Origin of the sequence: Chloroflexus aurantiacus J-10-fl, from assembly GCF_000018865.1 — a bacterium.
GTDB lineage: Bacteria > Chloroflexota > Chloroflexia > Chloroflexales > Chloroflexaceae > Chloroflexus > Chloroflexus aurantiacus.
Genome location: NC_010175.1, coordinates 2,789,191 through 2,805,180, shown reverse-complemented (window position 1 = coordinate 2,805,180; position 15,990 = coordinate 2,789,191). Strand labels below are relative to the sequence as shown.

General features: G+C 56.6%; 10 protein-coding genes and 1 tRNA gene. 5 read left to right on the top strand and 6 right to left on the bottom strand.

The features are described 5' to 3' along the window. Nucleotides 1-19: 19 nt before the first annotated feature. Complete coding sequence (gene pnp, locus CAUR_RS10705) at nt 20-2,287, bottom strand: polyribonucleotide nucleotidyltransferase (protein ID WP_012257913.1); 2,268 nt, start codon at nt 2,285-2,287, stop codon at nt 20-22. Between the two features lie 238 nt (nt 2,288-2,525). Then, a complete protein-coding gene (rpsO, locus tag CAUR_RS10700) occupies nt 2,526-2,795 on the bottom strand; it encodes a 30S ribosomal protein S15 (RefSeq protein WP_012257912.1) in 270 nt (89 codons plus the stop codon). 653 nt (nt 2,796-3,448) lie between these two features. Between rpsO and CAUR_RS10695 the strand changes: the two genes are divergently transcribed. From CAUR_RS10695 to CAUR_RS10675, 5 genes are all read left to right on the top strand, one after another. Beyond that, entirely contained in the window at nt 3,449-5,059 is a 1,611-nt protein-coding gene (locus CAUR_RS10695; protein WP_012257911.1) for a gamma-glutamyltransferase family protein, read from the top strand. Between the two features lie 38 nt (nt 5,060-5,097). Next, nucleotides 5,098-6,609, top strand: a complete 1,512-nt coding sequence (locus tag CAUR_RS10690; RefSeq protein WP_242604907.1) for an acyl--CoA ligase — start codon at nt 5,098-5,100, stop codon at nt 6,607-6,609. Nucleotides 6,610-6,635: 26 nt separating this feature from the next. Next, nucleotides 6,636-7,592 carry a type I pantothenate kinase gene (coaA, locus tag CAUR_RS10685; RefSeq protein WP_012257909.1) on the top strand — a complete coding sequence of 319 codons (957 nt, stop codon included), beginning with the start codon at nt 6,636-6,638 and terminating at the stop codon, nt 7,590-7,592. Between the two features lie 27 nt (nt 7,593-7,619). After that, a complete protein-coding gene (locus CAUR_RS10680; RefSeq protein ID WP_012257908.1) occupies nt 7,620-8,600 on the top strand; it encodes a 2-dehydropantoate 2-reductase in 981 nt (326 codons plus the stop codon). Nucleotides 8,601-8,926: 326 nt separating this feature from the next. Continuing rightward, complete coding sequence (locus CAUR_RS10675; RefSeq protein ID WP_012257907.1) at nt 8,927-9,796, top strand: ABC transporter permease; 870 nt, start codon at nt 8,927-8,929, stop codon at nt 9,794-9,796. Nucleotides 9,797-11,385: 1,589 nt separating this feature from the next. Here the strand turns inward: CAUR_RS10675 and ftsH are convergent. The 4 genes from ftsH to CAUR_RS10655 form a co-directional block, all read right to left on the bottom strand. Then, on the bottom strand, nt 11,386-13,350 hold the full coding sequence (ftsH, locus tag CAUR_RS10670; RefSeq protein ID WP_012257906.1) for an ATP-dependent zinc metalloprotease FtsH: 1,965 nt from the start codon (nt 13,348-13,350) through the stop codon (nt 11,386-11,388). A gap of 196 nt (nt 13,351-13,546) precedes the next feature. After that, nucleotides 13,547-14,092: a hypoxanthine phosphoribosyltransferase gene (gene hpt / locus CAUR_RS10665; protein WP_012257905.1), complete on the bottom strand. Its 546-nt coding sequence runs from the start codon at nt 14,090-14,092 to the stop codon at nt 13,547-13,549. Between the two features lie 2 nt (nt 14,093-14,094). Then, nucleotides 14,095-15,519, bottom strand: a complete 1,425-nt coding sequence (tilS, locus tag CAUR_RS10660; protein WP_012257904.1) for a tRNA lysidine(34) synthetase TilS — start codon at nt 15,517-15,519, stop codon at nt 14,095-14,097. Nucleotides 15,520-15,571: 52 nt separating this feature from the next. Continuing rightward, nucleotides 15,572-15,646 (bottom strand) — tRNA-Met (locus CAUR_RS10655). Nucleotides 15,647-15,990: the final 344 nt, after the last annotated feature.

The following is a 15,990-nucleotide window of genomic DNA, read 5'->3' as shown; positions in this document are numbered from 1 at the left end:
ATCACACCCTCCTCTCCATCTAATCATCCCGGCGGCGCGGGCGTGGCCGGTCACCTTCACGGCGCGGTCCACGCAGCTCGTCACGCAGGCTTCGCGGCTCATCGCGACCACCACGCTGTTCTTCGCGTGGACGCGGGCGTGGTGCGGCACCAGCAGCTTTGCGCTCTTCGGGCGTTTCGCCGGTCAGCACTGCCCGTCGGCTAAGACTAATCTTCCCTGTGGTGCGATCAATATCGATCACCATCACATTGATTTCATCGCCGAGCGAGACCACATCCTCAACGTTCTCGACCCGCTTTTCATCAAGCTCCGAGACGTGAACCATGCCGTCTTTACCGGGCAAGATATTCACAAACGCCCCAAAAGGCTTAATGCTGACCACTTTACCGAGGAAAATGTCACCAACCTTGGCTTCGCGGGTCAACCCCTCGATCATGCTGATCGCCTGCCTGGCTGCGGCACCATCAGGGGTTGTGATAAAGACACGGCCATCGTCTTCAATATCAATCTGCGCACCGGTCGTCTCACAGATATTGCGGATCGTCTTACCGCCGGGGCCAATCAGGGCGCCAATCTTATCAACCGGAATCTGGATCGTCATAATGCGCGGTGCATAGATTGACAGCTCTGGCCGTGGTGCACTGATCACCTCGTTCATCTTATCAAGAATGAACAGGCGACCGGCACGGGCCTGTGCAAACGCCTCGCGCATAATCTCATAGGTGATACCGGTTGTCTTGATATCCATCTGCAAACCGGTAACACCTTTTGCCGTACCGGCCACTTTGAAGTCCATATCGCCGAGGGCATCTTCCAGGCCCTGAATATCGGTCAACACGCGCCAGCGGCCATCTTCGCCGGTAATCAGACCCATGGCCACACCGGCAACCGGCGCCTTGATCGGTACACCGGCATCCATCAGGCTCAGCGATGAACCACAGACCGACGCCATTGATGACGAGCCATTCGAGGAGAGCACCTCAGATACCAGCCGGATCGTGTAGGGAAAATCCTTCTCATCAGGCAACACGGCGTACAGCGAGCGTTCGGCCAATGCACCGTGACCAATATCACGCCGTCGTGGTGTCCCAATCCGCCGCACTTCGCCCGTGCTAAAAGGTGGGAAATTGTAGTGATGAATGTAGCGTTTGGAAGTCTCGATACCGAGATCGTCCACTTTCTGCTCGTCGCCGGGCGAACCGAGGGTGGTAATCGTCAACACCTGGGTCTGACCGCGGGTAAAGACCGCCGAGCCATGCACACGAGGGATCACCCCGACTTCGATACTGATCGGACGAATTTCATCGAGCGCCCGGCCATCGACCCGGATACCTTCATCGAGAATAGCGTTACGCACTTCATCTTTCAGAAGCTTCTCAAACGCCTTTGTGACCTCTTTGGTGCGGTTCGCGATCTCTTCTTCCGGTTCATCAGCAGTAAAGTGGGCAATCACTTCAGCCTTCAGCGCTTCCGTTTGAGCTTCACGTTCTTGCTTGATTGGACTGCGTACCGCTTTGCGCAGCCGGTCACCCATCCACGCACTGATGGCCTCTTCGAGCGAGGTGTCAACCACCGGCGGCGTGAAGGGACGCTTCGGTTTGCCACAAAGCTGAACCAGTTGCTCTTGTAGATCACAGATCTGCTTGCAGACCGCATGGCCATCAATCACGGCCTGAAGCATCTCGTCTTCGGTCAACTCGTAAGCGCCGGCTTCAACCATCAGCACTGCATCTTTGGTACCGGCCACCACCAGATCGAGCCGGCTATCGGCAATCTCATTCATCTTGGGATTGACCACCAACTGACCGTTCAGATGCCCCATCTGCACCGCACCAACCGGGCCGGCGAAGGGAATATCGCTGATACACAGCGCTGCGGAAGCGGCAATTATTGCCAACGGCCCCGGATCGTTCTCCATATCAATCGAGAACGTCGTGATAATGACCTGAACCTCGTTGTAAAAACCTTTGGGGAAAAGTGGCCGCAGGGGGCGGTCGGTCAAGCGGGAGATGAGAATCGCCGTGGTGGTGGGCCGACCTTCGCGCTTGAAGAAATTACCCGGAATTTTGCCGACCGCGTACATCTTCTCTTCGTAATCAACGGTCAGCGGGAAGAAATCGGTTCCTTCACGAGCTTCTTTGGCGCAAACGACGGTGGCCAACAGCATCGTATCGCCATACCGGGCTACAACAGCACCATCAGCCTGTTCGGCAAAACGCCCGGCTTCCAGGGTGAGCGTTCGGCCGGCAATCTCCGCACTTACCGAATAGATATTCCGTTCTGTCATAAACTCCTATTACTCCTTACCAGACCAGGGTGCCCTTGCACCCAATCAACGGTATCCGGTCGCCGGTTGCGACCGGTGCGCGGAGTTCGGCACTGGTGTATACGCATGGAGAGTCACACGCGCACGCACCAATCCCGAACCACCGCGCCTGACAACCAACAAGCAAAGAGCGCCGGGCGGCGGATGCCGCTGGCGCCCTGCATACCCTTATCTTACACTGACGGTTGCCTCTATCATACTAGCGACGCAGACCGAGGCGATTAATGACGTTGCGATAGCGTTCGCGATCTTTCGATTGCAGATAGTTGAGCAGCCGCCGCCGTCGCCCGACAAGCTTCAGCAAACCACGACGCGAGTGGTGATCGTGAGTATGAACGCGAAGATGTTCAATCAACTGGTTGATGCGCTCGGTCAGTAGCGCTACCTGTACTTCGGGCGAACCGGTATCAGTTTCGTGGATCTGATAGCCGTTGATGATCTGCGATTTTTCTTCTTTTTCAAGCGCCACGAGCGGTTCCTCCTCGTGTAATCGCGCACGGGCCGGCGCAGCCCGGCGTTCCTGATATAAGCGTCGGTATTATAACACAGTTCGTTGAATTTTGCCAAATTTATGTCGTGCTGAGGGTGCGGGATGCCCTGGATTGATGTTCACCGACGCGAAGTGCCTGAGTATGCGGTGGTTCGCCTGATGTTTGATCCGTATCGAACGCGCATTATTGGAGGGGTGGGCGTCACTTCTCGCTGTGCCGGTTTCACCACAGAGACGCAGAGGACACAGAGGAAATCGGTCTATGATCGTGATGATCGCACACAGCATCCCCGTGACCAGCAGGGTCAATGGCGTGACACGCGCCTGATCGTGAGCACGGCTGCCGCACGCCAAACGTCGCGACATGCGCATGACGAGCGGGCAAGGCAATTCATCCAGCACGTGATGGCAGCGGAGATTGTCGGCAGCCCTCCTCACTTTCGTACCGGCAGACTGAGAGCAGGATATGCCGGCGTTGGCGATTGACAAGCGTTCACACGCCTGGTCAACAGGCTGGAGGCAGACAGCACAGCTTTGGATGAAATAAGTTCTTCTGTCAAGCCGGAACACAGTTCATTGTATAATCAAATATCTTTTCACAATCTGTCTGTCGAGCGCGAAGGAGCCTTGCCATGGATCTCAACCTGCACCATTTTCCTTATCCCGGACGGCGAGTACCGGTGATTGCCGAGCGCGGAGTGGTTGCCAGCAGTCACCCCCTGGCATCTCAAGCCGGTATGCACATATTGCAGGCTGGTGGGAATGCGGTTGATGCAGCTATTGCCACTGCCGCGGCGCTAACCGTGCTGGAACCAACCTCAAATGGGCTGGGGGGTGATGGTTTCGCCCTGATTTGGGCTGGCGATCATCTGTACGGCATCAATGGTTCGGGAGCAGCACCGGCCAGGTTGAGTCTTGACGCACTGAGCGCTGCCGGGCATACCGATATGCCAGTTTATGGCTGGTTGCCGGTAACCGTGCCGGGCGTTGTGCGCATGTGGGGAGATATGCACGACCGGTTTGGGCGTTTGCCGCTCGCGCAGGTCCTGGCCCCAGCCATCAGTTATGCCGCTGAAGGCGCGCCAACACCACCGATGGTCGCTTACTTCTGGGCACGAGGGGTTGCAGCCGCGCACAACCGTCACGGGCCTGAGTTTGCCGGTTTCTTGCCCACGTTTAGTATTGATGGACGGGCACCGCGACCGGGTGAGCGTTTCGTCAGCCCTGGTCACGCCCGTACCCTGCGCCTGATCGCCCGTCATGGCGCTGATGTCTTCTATCAGGGTGAAATTGCCGAAGCGATTGACCGCTTTGCGCGCGCTACCGGCGGTCTGTTACGGGCAGATGATCTGGCCCGCCACCGTTCGGAATGGGTAACACCAATCAGTATGCAGTACCGTGGCTATACCGTCCACGAGATTCCGCCGAACGGTCAGGGGATTGCGGCGCTGATGGCACTTGGGATTCTCGATCACATCGAGCTTAACGGCTATGCCCGCGAATCGGCAGCATCGTTCCACCGCCAAATCGAAGCGATGAAACTGGCCTTTGCCGATGCCTTCGCCTATGTTGCCGACCCGGCCAGTGTAGCTGTGCCCATCAATGAGATGTTGAATCGGCAGCGGCTGGCCGAACGTGCGCGCCTGATCGGTGAACAGGCCCAAACCTATGGCCCGTCCGCCCTGCCACGCGGTGGTACAGTCTACTTCGCTGCGGTTGACCGTGACGGGATGATGGTGAGTATGATCCAATCAACGTATATGGGATTTGGTTCAGGGGTGGTGATCCCTGATTACGGTATCGCCCTGCACAACCGTGGTTGTGGCTTCGTATTAACACCCGGCCATCCGAATCAGGTCGCTCCCGGTAAACGACCATTTCACACGATTATTCCCGGTTTCCTGAGCAAAGATGGCGTTCCCATCGGCCCCTTCGGTGTAATGGGAGCACATATGCAACCACAAGGGCATGTGCAGGTTATCGTTAACACCCTTGATTACGGAATGCACCCCCAGGCCGCACTGGATGCACCGCGCTGGCGCTGGGAGCGCGATGGCACGCTGCGGCTTGAGCTGGAAACACCACGCCACGTCATTGAAGGGCTGGCCGCTCGCGGCCACCAGGTGGTGGTCGAAAGTGAATTGGGCGGCTTTGGCCGGGGACAGATTATCTGGCGTCTGGCCAGTGGCAGCTATGTAGCAGGTACTGAACCTCGTTGTGATGGGCTGGCAATTGGATGGTGATCATTACCGACGGCATACGAAACAATAAACGATGGGGGATGAAGACGATGTACCGTACCGTGTATGATCTCCTGACAACTGGAAGCGATACCGATCCTGCGCTGATTGCACCGGGTGGCCCGACCTGGAACTTTGCCGATCTGCGTGCCCAGGTGTACCGTCTGGCCGAGTGGCTCCAGAACCATGGACTGGGACGCGGCGACCGGATTGCGATTGCGCTCGGCAACGGCCCGGCGATGGCGATCACCTTTCTGGCTGCGGCTACTGCGGCGACGGCTGCACCACTTAATCCCAAATATCGGCGGGACGAATTTGCCTTCTACTATGAAGACACCCAGGCCCGCGCATTAATTGTTGCCCCTGGCGAGGGCGACGAAGCCCGGGCTGCATTGCGTTCAGACATGCTGCTGATCGAAGCCGCCTTCGACAGCAACCATCAGCTTACCTTCTCGACATCTGGTACCGCCGGATCACCACGCCGCGATGGCCTGGCCACACCCGACGACATCGCCATGATCTTGCACACCAGTGGCACCACCAGCCGGCCTAAGCGGGTACCTATTCGCCATCGTAATCTGGCCGCCTCGACCAGCAACATCATCACTACCTATCAATTGAGCGCGGCGGATCGTTCGCTCTGCGTGATGCCGCTCTTCCACATTCACGGCATTGTTGCCTCGTTGCTAAGCCAGTTAGCCGCCGGTGGAGCTGTTATCTGTCCACCAGGTTTTGATGGTCTCAAATTCTGGAGCTGGGTCGAACAAGAGCGTCCAACCTGGTACTCGGCCGTCCCGACGATGCACCAGGTCCTCCTGGCCCGAGCCGGGCGCAACACTGCTATAATCAAAGCTAACCCATTCCGCTTCATCCGCTCCTCAAGTGCACCTCTACCTCCGGTTGTGATGGAGCAAATGGAAGAGGTCTTCGCGGCGCCGGTGATTGAAAGCTACGGCATGACGGAGGCTTCACATCAGATGACCTCGAATCCGTTACCACCCGGTCGGCGAAAACCCGGCTCGGTGGGGATTGGATTCGGGGTAGAAGTGGGTATCATGGACGAACACGGCCAGTTGTTGCCGGCAGGTGTGAAGGGCGAGGTCGTAGTGCGCGGGCCGAATGTCGTTGATGGGTACGAAAATAATCCTGAAGCCAATGCCACAGCATTTGTGAATGGATGGTTTCGGACCGGTGACCAGGGGTATCTCGACGAAGATGGCTATCTCTGTCTGACCGGTCGTATCAAAGAGTTAATCAACCGCGGGGGCGAAAAGATTTCGCCCCTGGAGATTGATGACGTACTGCTCCGTCATCCGGCAGTCGCCGAAGCCCTGGCCTTTGCCGTGCCACATCCAACGCTGGGTGAAGAGGTGCATGCCGCCGTTGTATTACGCGAAGGCATGAGTGCTGACGAGCGTGAATTACGCGAGCACTGTGCCCGCCTGCTGGCCGATTTCAAAGTGCCTCGTGCAATCCATATTCTGAGCGCACTACCACGCGGTGCCACCGGAAAACTACAACGGATCACGATGGCGAAAACACTGGGATTGTAAGCAACGGGAGAAAGACAGGAACCGGCATGATCCTGAAGTCAGAATTTGAACGCCGCCTTTCACCATACATGAGTTTTTCGCGCTCAGAATGGGCAGCACTTCGTAACGGTACTCCCTTACCACTCAGTGCAGACGAGTTAGACACGCTGGTCAGTCTGAATGACACCGTCTCAATGGAAGACGTTGCCGACATCTACCTGCCACTGGTGCGCCTGCTACAAATCTACTACGACAATGCCTGTCGATTGTACCAGGCCACCAGTGCATTTCTCGGCTCAGGGACAGCACGAGTACCGTATGTGATCGGCATTGCCGGTAGTGTCGCGGTAGGGAAGAGCAGCACAGCGCGCATCCTGCAAGCGCTCCTGGCGCGTGGGCCTGGACGCCTCAAAGTCGATCTGATTACAACCGACGGCTTTCTTTACCCAAACCGAATCCTCCAGGAACGGGGGATTATGCACCGTAAAGGGTTTCCTGAAAGCTATGATCGGCGACGCCTCTTGCAGTTTATGGCCGATATTAAATCGGGGTATGGCCCGGTGAGTGCGCCAGTCTATTCACACCTTATCTACGATATCGTGCCCGATCAAACGCAGGTTGTTGATCATCCAGATGTTCTGATTGTTGAAGGGTTGAATGTGTTACAGCGTGGTTCCAATACTCGACGCGAACCACAACTCTATGTATCAGACTTCTTTGACTTCGCGATTTATGTCGATGCCGATGAACGCGATCTTGAACAGTGGTACATTGAACGATTTTTACGGCTGCGTGAAACGGCCTTTCGCGATCCGTCGTCATACTTTCGCCGCTACGCTGAGCTGAACGAAGAGGAAGCTATCGCTACCGCACGACGTATCTGGCGCGAAATTAATTATGTCAATTTAAAACAAAACATAGAACCGACGCGCTGGAGCGCCGATCTGATTCTGGTCAAAGGACCTCGCCACGAACTAGAGCGAGTCTATCTTCGCAAACTGTAGGAACACGTACAAGGAGTAGCGGATCATATGCGCATCTGTATTGTTGGCGCCGGAGCGATTGGTGGCTGGTTGGGGGCAAAGCTGATCCAGGCCGGAGCCGAAGTAACAATGATCGCTCGCGGGAGCCATCTGGCAGCCATTATCGAACACGGGTTGACCGTCGAATACCGTGATGGTCGGCGCGAGGTGGTGCGACCGGCACTGGCGACCTCTGATATGACGGTTGCCGGTCCACACGATGTTGTGATCGTAGCAGTCAAAGCACAGTCCTTGCCGACGCTGGCTGCACCCATGCGAGCGCTCTACGGCCCCGACACAGCCGTTGTCTACGCTCAAAACGGCATTCCCTGGTGGTATTTTTTCCGGCACGGTGGCCCATACGAAGGTCGGCGGATCGAGGCAGTTGATCCCGGTGGTGTGATTGCTGCCCATACCGAGATTGAACGGGTTATCGGCTGCGTCGTCTATCCCGCCGCCGCCATCGAACGTCCTGGCGTCATCCGACATATTGAAGGAAACCGTTTTACACTCGGTGAACCCGATGGCAGCCGGAGCGAGCGTGTGGTACGCCTGAGCAAATTGCTGGAGTCGGTCGGTTTACGAGCGCCGGTCAAGACCGATATTCGCAATGAAATCTGGCTAAAGTTGTGGGGAAATCTCTCGTTTAACCCGATCAGCGCATTGACCCGCGCTACTATTGACCGCATTATCGCCGATCAGGGCACGTACAACCTGGCGGCAACAATGATGGCCGAGGCACAACAGGTCGCCGAACAGCTAGGTATTCGGTTTCCGGTCTCGATTGAACGCCGCATCCGCATGGCCGAGGAGATCGGCGCTCACAAGACCTCGATGTTGCAAGATATTGAAGCGAAGCGACCAACCGAAATTGATGCCCTGCTGGGAGCAGTGGTTGAGCTGGCCGAATTGACCGGTACGCCAACCCCGACGCTGCGGGCCATATATGCCGTGACGTCACTACTGGATCGAATCAACTGTGAGTCGTGATGGGTGCTGTTGACGGTGACAGTCCGACGCACCAACGGCACATCTGCCTGCTTCAAGCCGAGAAGCTGTTGCGTACATCCACGGAGAAACCACACCCTGGATTGAATGCCTTTCACGTGCAGTGATATACGTGTTGCATGGGTCGGGTGCGGAAGGCATGCTTCCGCACCATAATCATCTGCCAGACGCCTCTACATCCAGGTCTCACAATAGGTCTCATGCTCTATAATGGTGACAGGTAACACGTCTCGCTTGAATCTGCACCCTCTCAACAGCAGAGGCGCGATAACACGCATCCAGACTCGTCCAGCGGCAAAGGTATACGTATGCATAGCATCATTGTTAACCCGGTATTGACCCGTGAACTCTTCGGTCGGATTCGTGGACGCAATGCCTGGCTTATTCTGAGCGGCTACCTGACTATCATTGGCGCTATTACGCTGCTAATTTATGCGGTATTTATCAGCTCGGCCAGCCCAAATGACCCTAACACGGCCCGTACCATCGGTAAAAGCATCTTTTTCACTGTGATGACTGCGGCGCTGGTACAGGTTTGCTTTCTGTCACCTTCACTGACAGCAGGGGCAATTGTCGGTGAAAAAGAACGCCAGACTTACGATTTACTGCTTGCCTCGTTGTTGTCACCACTTCAGATCATCACCGGTAAGCTCTTGTCAGCAATTGCGTTTGCATTGTTGCTCATCACGGCTTCTCTCCCAATTGCCGGTCTATCCCTTCTTTTTGGCGGCATTACTGCACAAGAAATCCTGATCGGGGTGATCAGTTTGTTGATCACGGCCATCTGCTATGCAGCAATTGGCCTTTTCTGGTCAACGGTGATGCGCTCGACGCTTGGTGCAACGGTAATGGCGCAGGGAACGGTGATCGCCATTCTGTTGCTGGTACCATTTCTCTTCTTCGTGATTTCACTGTTGATCGGCGCGTTTGATGCCGATCCTTCGCCGCTCTACGTCTACACCATGGGGCCATTCATTTGCCTGCATCCGTTTATTGCCCTGGGGATAACGGCTACCATCCTTGAGGAAGGCGGCGATCCATGGCTCTGGACAGTTCCTTCGTCTGTCGGCAATCTCACAGTACCCTCACCCTGGCTGGTCTATATAGCGCTTATGATTATCGTCACGGTGATTTGTTTAAGTCTGGCCCTGCAGCGGATACGTCCGGCTGAAGAATAGGCGGAATACGGGTGACAGTGACGTGGGATAAGTATATGATAACCCAAGTTGCTACCTTTATCACCACAGAGACACAGAGGACACAGAGGATGGGTAGAATTTGGGTTGCTACCGTGAAACGTGACGTAGTATGTCCATAGGAACTGGCTGCTCCTCACACCGTTCATGCGAACATACCATACGGTGTTGCGTGTAACGTCGTGCTGTTCAACCTGGCACTCAGCCTACGGGAACTACTCACAACATAGGTGGAAACTTGGGTTATGATAGCAAATCTTGATCCTTTGCATCATTGCCAAGACCATCAATCATCATTGCAAAGCCTCTTCATCAGAGTCGCGTACCGGCAGAGGGACGCGCTGCGATCCGCCGACTCAAAATGTATCCTTCCACTACCCCTCGTTCACCGCATGCCTCGTATGTCGATGAGAATGGGCATCTGCATCGTCCGTAGGGGCGGGTTCCAAACCCGCCCCTACGGAACCGCCCATCCGTATCGTGTCAGGTAATTTCAAACCTCAACTGACACTGTGCATCATTCAGGACAGGGCCGTGCTGGCGCACGGACGGGCGTGCTATCTGTGAGCCAATAGTGGTGCGTCGCAGGCAAACTAACCGGTTCACGTGTAGTCGTTCAGGTGCAGCGCCAGCTTGATGGGGGGCAGGCGTGTGATACTTGCTTCCAGCAGTACACCGCGACACGCCCCCACTCTAACCCGCCCCCAGCGAGCTATGCATTCCCCACATGTTACACAGAAGCCAATATGACGCCTCATATCCCATCGTGATAGATCCGGTGCCATACCTCACGCACACCGTATGGTTAGGCGAGCCAAGCAAATCCTGCCCCGCACGGCTGCTGTGATCCGCGTGCCATACCTCACGCACATCGTATGGTTAGGCGATCCACGGCATTCTGCTGCGGTAGGCCAGACTGCAAGCGCTCCCCGTGGCGCGGGCTTCCAGCCCGTGTGCCGGCATCCCCGCCACCATCGTCAGATGCTGGTCGTGGCTGCTGGTACGCAGGCAGGCACCTATTGCAACAAGACGTCTACGCGCAGGTAGCACATTCATGCCTGACCGACTCGATGATCGTCACGAATACATCCAGCATCCCCGTGACCAGGAGGGGGAACGGCGTACCACGCGCCGGATCGAGTGTACGGCTGGCGCGGCAGCATGGCTGCCGCACTCCAAACCCTGCGCCACGCACATGATGTGCGCGTAAGGAAACCCATCCAGCACGTGATAGCACGGCTGGCGCTGTGCGCTGCCACCGGGCAGTCGCCCAAAACAGCACCCATGGCGATCATACCCGCTGATACACCCGTGATTGACACCAGTTGTGGGTAATGCATAGCCCAGCGGGGGCGAGAAACACCGGTAAAGGATGGTGCTCTCTTTTGTGCGCCGGTTTGGGGGTGAGATACTCTGCCGGAAGCGCAACATAGGCTGTATCCGGTAGCGAGCGGGGCAGAAGCTCGCGCTCCACTAAACCAGATTTGATGTCAGATGGCTGCCGATAATACAAAGCATCCCTACCGGCGGGGTTGCCAGTAGGGATGCCCGATTACAACTAGACAGCGAAATTACGCCGGAAGTGGGTTGGTACCGCCAAAGCCGTGCTGTGACGCATCAGGCTGTGTGGAGCGCTCTTCAGCTCGCCCATTAGGCGTGCTGCTCTTGCTCAGATCGAGCGCCAGCGGCTTTACCCGACGGATCATCTCCTCGAGCTGTTCGCCATCAAGTGTCTCGTATTCGAGCAACGCATTCGCCATATCGTCAAGCACAGCCCGGTTCTGAAGCAGGATTTGCTGCGCCGTTTCGTAGGCTTCGGTGACGATTGCATGCACCTCTTCGTCAATCTGGCGCGCCACCTCATCACCGTAGTTGCGCTGCTCGCTGATCTCGCGACCGAGGAAGATCAGCTCTTCCTTCTCGCCGAAGACCATCGGGCCAAGGCGCTGGCTCATACCGTAGCGCGTGACCATTGCCCGGGCAATACGGGTGACTTGCATCAAATCACCAGAAGCGCCGGTTGTCACCTCGTCGTTGCCGAAGACAATCTCTTCAGCTACCCGGCCACCTAACGAGACGGCCAGTCGTGCCTTGAACTGGGAAACGGTGCGCAGGCTCAGACTATCCTCATCAGGCAGGAAGAGGGTATACCCACCAGCCTGTCCACGTGGAATGATCGTCACCTTCTGCACCTTATCGGCCTTCGGCAACGCAGCACCGACAATCGCGTGACCGGCCTCGTGGTAGGCCACCACCAGCTTCTGGCGGTCGGTCATCACGCGCGAACGCCGCTCAGGGCCACCGATAGCGACCCGCTCGACCGCATCCTGGAACTCTGCCATGCTGATCTTGCGCTTCGAGCGACGTGCAGCCAGAATCGCTGCTTCGTTCACAACGTTCATCAGATCGGCGCCTGAGAAACCGGGTGTCTGACGAGCGATTACCTCAAGATTGACATCCTCAGCCAGAGGTTTGCCCTTGACGTGAACTTTCAGAATCTCGATCCGACCCCGCACATCGGGCGCATCAAGCACCACCTGACGGTCAAAGCGGCCTGGTCGCACGAGAGCCGGGTCGAGCACATCGGGCCGGTTCGTCGCGGCGATCACGATCACATTCGTGTTGGTGTCGAAGCCATCCATCTCGACCAGAATCTGGTTGAGCGTCTGCTCACGCTCGTCGTGTGAGCCACCCAAACCGGCACCGCGCTGCCGACCGACGGCATCGATCTCATCGATGAAGACGATACAGGGTGCATTACGCTTGGCCTGATCAAACAGGTCGCGCACACGTGAGGCACCTACGCCAACAAACATCTCTACGAACTCAGAGCCAGAGATGCTGAAGAAGGGAACACCTGCCTCACCAGCGACTGCCCGCGAGAGCAACGTCTTACCGGTACCGGGCGGGCCAACCATCAGCACACCACGCGGAATGCGTGCCCCGAGCGCGGCAAACTTGTCAGGAAACTTGAGGAACTCAACAATTTCGGCCAGGTCCTGCTTTGCCTCTTCCTGACCGGCCACATCGGCGAAGGTAATTGTGGGCTTATCGCCGGCAAACATCCGTGCCCGGCTCTTGCCAAACGACATCGCCTGATTGTTGCTCCCCTGCGCCTGACGCATGAAGAAGACGAAAAAGCCGATGAGCAACAGGGTTGGCAGCAGAATGGTAAAGATACTGAGTAAACCGCCCCAGGCCGGTGCCGGTTGCACGGTTACGTTGATCGTCCGCCGACCGTTCTCGTCGTACAGCGGTACGTTGTAGTCGGCCAGCAACTGCATCACGCTATCCGAAGTTTCGACCCGTGAGCGATATTTCTTACCATCCTTGTAGGTGACAATAATCTGTTCGTCGCCAGCCTGCGCCTGAATTTCACTTACCAGGCCAACCTGAGCATCGGCGATGACATCGGCAATGCCTTTCTCCTCAGTCTGGCTGGCACCCTGACCGAAATATTGGAAGAACAGCGCTAGCGCTGCAACCAGAATGATGAGATAGACAAAACTATTCTTCAACCAACGATTATCATTCATACTTCATCTTTCTAGAGGGGTTGCCTCGCCATTTCCTGGTAGACCAGACAATACTGAGGAATGAACCCCACTTATGAGGAATATGCGAGCGAGACGGCAATCAGCCATCCTGTACGCCGCTTGTTGGAATTATAGCATCAGCCGATCACCGACGGCAAGGGAACAGATTACACTCAGAATGTGATCTGGATCACAACTACGCTGACTGGTAGACCTCAGGGCGCAACACGCCAATGAAGGGGAGATTGCGATAGCGCTCTGCATAATCCAGGCCGTACCCAACCACAAAGGCATTCGGGATGTCAAAACCAATGTAGTCAACCGGCACATCTGCTGTACGTCGTTCAGGTTTGTTGAGCAACGTGCAGATGCGCAGACTGGCCGGATTGCGCCGCAGCAATTGCGACCGCAGGTACGCCAGGGTCAGGCCGCTATCAATAATGTCTTCGACAATCAATACGTGGCGCTGCGAAATGTCGGTGTCGAGGTCTTTGATCAAACGCACCACACCCGACGACTCGGTACTGGCGCCATAACTGGCAACCGCGATGAAATCAATCGCAAGTGGCAGATCAATTGCCCGCGCCAGATCAACCATAAACATGGCGCAGCCCTTCAGAACGCCGACCAGCAGCAGATCACCGAGGTCGCGATAATCGGCACTGATCTCAGCAGCCAGCTCCGCAACCCGCTGTTTGATCTGATCTTCCCCAATCAAGATGTAATCAATGTCCTGACGCATGCTTACTCCTGTCTTGTTGTGGCAGAGTGAACGATCCCAATCCACATTGTAGCCTGATTCGGCTCAGATGCAGCGACGCCGGCAGCAACTCGCAAGCCAACGACCCAGAGAATCTGATCATCGACAGTGGTGAGAATCGGCCAGGCAGCCCGCAGCATACGTGGCACGCGCAAATCAACGAACACATCTTGTAAGCGTCGCCGCCCCGGCGCACCGGCAGGCCGCATCCGATCACCGGGGCGCCGTGGTCGTAACTGCAAAGGAGCAGACGGACGCTGAGCCAGTCCTAACCACCAGCGGTCAGGATGCGCCGGGGGATGATCCTGCACGATACACTGCCAGTCATTCGCCAGTGGCACGATCCCCCGATCCGGTAATGTCACAGGTGTTGTCAACTGCGGGGCAGGTGGCGGTAATGCCGATGGCAAGTGCAATGTCACTGTCTGCTGATCGCACACCAGTGTAACCTGGGGAGCGATCTGCGTCGAGCGACCAGACTGCCCTCCGATGAGATGCAGTGCGGCATCGAGATGGGCTAACCCCGGTTCCTCTGCACCGAGTTCAGCAATCGCACGCCGCAACGCATAGCGGCGTAGGGCTGGATGGATACTCATCAGGGCAGCACGCTCAAATACCACTTTGTCAGACTGCTGCTCAACGATGAGGTTCGGCCACTGATCTGCCAGCATGGTCTGAATAAAATCGTAATCTTCAGCACAGATACGGGCAGTACGAGTAAGGGCAGCAGTGATCTGAGGATTCTCGCTTGCAAGCTGAGGCAAGAGCACATGCCTGATACGTGCCCGCACGTAATGGAGATTGCGGTTTGTTGGATCGTCGCGTGGGGTTAACTGATGAGCAGCGCAGTACGCCGCCAGTTCAGACCGACTGACCGTTAGCAGTGGTCGCAACAATGGTGGGCCGTGGGGCGGAGCCTGTCCGCTCTCAATCAGGGCTGCTGCCCATTCCGACCACTCAACCCGCGCCCGCATACCGCGCAAGCCAGCCGGCCCGGCGCCACGGAGTAAGTGCATCAAGACCGTTTCCGCCTGATCATCAGCCTGATGAGCAACGAGCACAGCATCGACGTGTTCGGCGAGGGCGGTTGTGGCAAGAAAGGTGTAGCGTGCAGTTCGCGCCTCGGCAGGTGTTGTTCCTGGTGGCAAGTGGGCACGTCCGACAATTGCCCGTACCCCCCAGGCCGTCGCAGTAGCAGCGACGAAGTCGGCATCTGCCGCAGATTCAGCACCTCGCAGGCCGTGATCGAGATGCGCTACAATTGGGGTCGGGCCACCAGCACGGTGCAATGTGCAGAGCATGTGCAGCAGGGCAAGTGAGTCGCTGCCGCCAGAGACAGCAACCAGCAGGCGAGCAGAAGCCTGCTCGACGCCCTCAGCACGTAAAAACTGGCGCAATAGATCAAGCATGGTGGTATTGCACGATGAACGGAAACGCCGGTGAGCGTTGCTCACCGGCGACTGGTGCCGGAGGCGGGATTCGAACCCGCGACCTAACGATTATGAGCCGTTTGCTCTACCGCTGAGCTACCCCGGCACAGCTCCCAAGTCTATCACTGAAGAGGAATTTCGTCAAGTTGTGAACACCAGAAATCATCACCACGATGAGGTAATACGACCAGGTTATATCAACGCTCGCGTAGGGGCAGGTTAAGAACCCGCCCCTACAGAACTCGCTCATCGGTATCCGGCAGGTGACAACCACGGATCATAGTTCACCGAATATCCGGTGATAAGCAGTGATACCGTGCATCACTACTACACGCCACGGACAACCCTATCTGGCAACCGTATCCTCTCTAAAACGTGATTCTGCCGCGTGCGCTGCGGCAAGACCAGTCCTACACTGCTGTGATCAGGCTCAGTGGCAGGGTGATCCTC

Excerpts from the sequence above, each read along its gene's own strand:
- pnp (WP_012257913.1), bottom strand. The coding sequence starts at position 2,287 with ATGACAGAACGGAATATCTATTCGGTAAGTGCGGAGATTGCCGGCCGA.
- CAUR_RS10695 (WP_012257911.1), top strand. The coding sequence starts at position 3,449 with ATGGATCTCAACCTGCACCATTTTCCTTATCCCGGACGGCGAGTACCG.
- CAUR_RS10690 (WP_242604907.1), top strand. The coding sequence starts at position 5,098 with ATGAAGACGATGTACCGTACCGTGTATGATCTCCTGACAACTGGAAGC.
- coaA (WP_012257909.1), top strand. The coding sequence starts at position 6,636 with ATGATCCTGAAGTCAGAATTTGAACGCCGCCTTTCACCATACATGAGT.
- CAUR_RS10680 (WP_012257908.1), top strand. The coding sequence starts at position 7,620 with ATGCGCATCTGTATTGTTGGCGCCGGAGCGATTGGTGGCTGGTTGGGG.
- CAUR_RS10675 (WP_012257907.1), top strand. The coding sequence starts at position 8,927 with ATGCATAGCATCATTGTTAACCCGGTATTGACCCGTGAACTCTTCGGT.
- ftsH (WP_012257906.1), bottom strand. The coding sequence starts at position 13,350 with ATGAATGATAATCGTTGGTTGAAGAATAGTTTTGTCTATCTCATCATT.
- hpt (WP_012257905.1), bottom strand. The coding sequence starts at position 14,092 with ATGCGTCAGGACATTGATTACATCTTGATTGGGGAAGATCAGATCAAA.
- tilS (WP_012257904.1), bottom strand. The coding sequence starts at position 15,519 with ATGCTTGATCTATTGCGCCAGTTTTTACGTGCTGAGGGCGTCGAGCAG.